This is a genomic window from Acidipropionibacterium jensenii DSM 20535 (assembly GCF_000425285.1).
Classification (GTDB): Bacteria; Actinomycetota; Actinomycetes; order Propionibacteriales; family Propionibacteriaceae; genus Acidipropionibacterium; species Acidipropionibacterium jensenii.
In genome coordinates this window covers 1-1723 of the sequence record NZ_KE384345.1, presented here as the reverse complement: position 1 = coordinate 1723, position 1723 = coordinate 1, and the positions used below count along the sequence as shown (strand labels likewise).

2 protein-coding genes and 1 tRNA gene are annotated in these 1723 nt (G+C 65.1%); 1 reads left to right on the top strand and 2 read right to left on the bottom strand.

Features of this window, described 5'->3' with window-relative positions; genetic code table 11:
* The coding region (locus H590_RS18985) for a hypothetical protein (RefSeq protein ID WP_425393489.1) at window positions 1-191 on the bottom strand (191 nt) is incomplete at its 3' end.
* A gap of 413 nt (window positions 192-604) precedes the next feature.
* A complete protein-coding gene (locus tag H590_RS0113650; protein ID WP_028703944.1) occupies window positions 605-1252 on the bottom strand; it encodes a hypothetical protein in 648 nt (215 codons plus the stop codon).
* 54 nt (window positions 1253-1306) lie between these two features.
* Between H590_RS0113650 and H590_RS0113645 the strand changes: the two genes are divergently transcribed.
* Window positions 1307-1380, top strand: a tRNA-Lys gene (locus tag H590_RS0113645).
* Window positions 1381-1723: the final 343 nt, after the last annotated feature.

Below are 1723 nucleotides of genomic sequence, written 5' to 3'. Positions count from 1 at the left end.
GAGGCCCCTCGGGTGCCGACGTGGCCGCCTCTGGGCAGGACTCCGACGATGGCGCTGGCGGTGGTGGCCGAGGCTCGGACCCGCACATCGGTCGTGGCGTAGACCAGAGTCGCCTTGGCCGAGGCGCTCGGAAGGGGGGTAGTCGGCATCCAGGGCGAGGGCATCGCGGCCGGTGCTGGAGAGGCGGGCATTCTGAGCGCTGTGGGCGCCGTCTGAGAGGCCAGCGCCTGGTTGGCGGTGAGCAGCTGTGCTCCGCTGACGATCAGACCTGCTGACGCCAGGGTTGCCGCCCCAACTCGAACTGGATGCACAGCTGCCATCTCGGCCTCTCCCCCTCAGTAGAACCCCTTGTCATACCGGAATCTACGAGTTCTGCCGGGGCCTGACCAGCCCAGAGAAGGTCGATGATGCGATCAGGTCAAGACGAAACGCCGTGTGCGTGGCAATAATTACAACGATGCAGTTTTAAGTGGTGAGGACAGCATTCTGAGGCCAGTGAGCAGCCTCCGACAAGGATCTATGAGACGTTGTGAGGACTCGGAGGGGGAGCACTGCAAGGAGATGAGAGACCCCGTGGGGAGTCTGAGAAAAGTTCAGTAAAGCCTCATGTGGTAGTTGAGACTCCGGGGGATGTCGTCCCCGGGGAAGAGGGCAGCAGGGTCGTGGAGATAGCGTCGCTCACAACGAGTTCGGCGTGCGCCCAGACCTCGGCGGGCAGCCATCCGCTGCGGATCCCGGCGGTGGTGGTGGCGGTACTGCTCAGGGCCTGGGTGATCTGCGCGCACTCCTCGGGTGTGGCGATGACGGGCACGACGGCACGGGACCCGTGGAGATGATTGGCCAGGACGACTCCCAGGGCGAACTCGTCGAGAGCCGGCGTCACGATGGCGAGATCCCCCTGGTCGGGATCGCCCATCAGGATGGCCTGGATGAGACGGGCGCCGTCCAGCGGTTCGGGACAGGTGATCACTCTGGCATGCTCCAGCACGGCGGTGGGGACGTCCTCGGGGGACAGGTGAGAAGCTGCGCGGGGGTCGGCGAGCCGGGCGGGGATCGTGAGGTGCTCGGCCTCCAGCAGTGCGTCGAGGTGAGTGCACAGGTTCTGCGACATCCGCGCCAGACGGCGACCGGAGGGCAGCGCGGCCATCTCCGCCTCGGCGTGCAGCCGGGATCGACGGTCGGCGAGGGCGGCGACCAGTAGCGCGACCAGACCGATCCCGAGGATGACCCACATGCCGACCGGGACTGCCATGGGGACAGCTTGTCACGGAAGACAGGCCCGGCGATGGATCGCTAGACTGATCGGGCCCCCGTAGCTCAGTTGGTTAGAGCAACGGACTTTTAATCCGTGGGTCCTGGGTTCGAGTCCCAGTGGGGGCACTCCCCGATGAGCCGCTGACCAGCGGCGATCCCCGATCTCATTGATGAGGGCGGGGTACTCAGCTGAGCTTCCTATGATCGGCCTCCGATGATGGAAGTGGTAGCGCCGTTCAGAGCTCTCCAACACCGTCCTGGCAACCGGTGCCGCCTATGGGGCAGCATGCTGTGGGTCCAGAATTACCGGCTCTTCGCGTCAAGGTTTCGGATCCGTTTCGGTGTGCCCGCACACATCGAGACGTTGTTTTCGGGCTCTTCACGAACGAGGGTGTAGCGCGGGTCTGAATCCGCCGGCTTCGAGCAGCGACCGAGCGATGTAGTGGCTGAGGTTGCGGAAGCCGAGGGC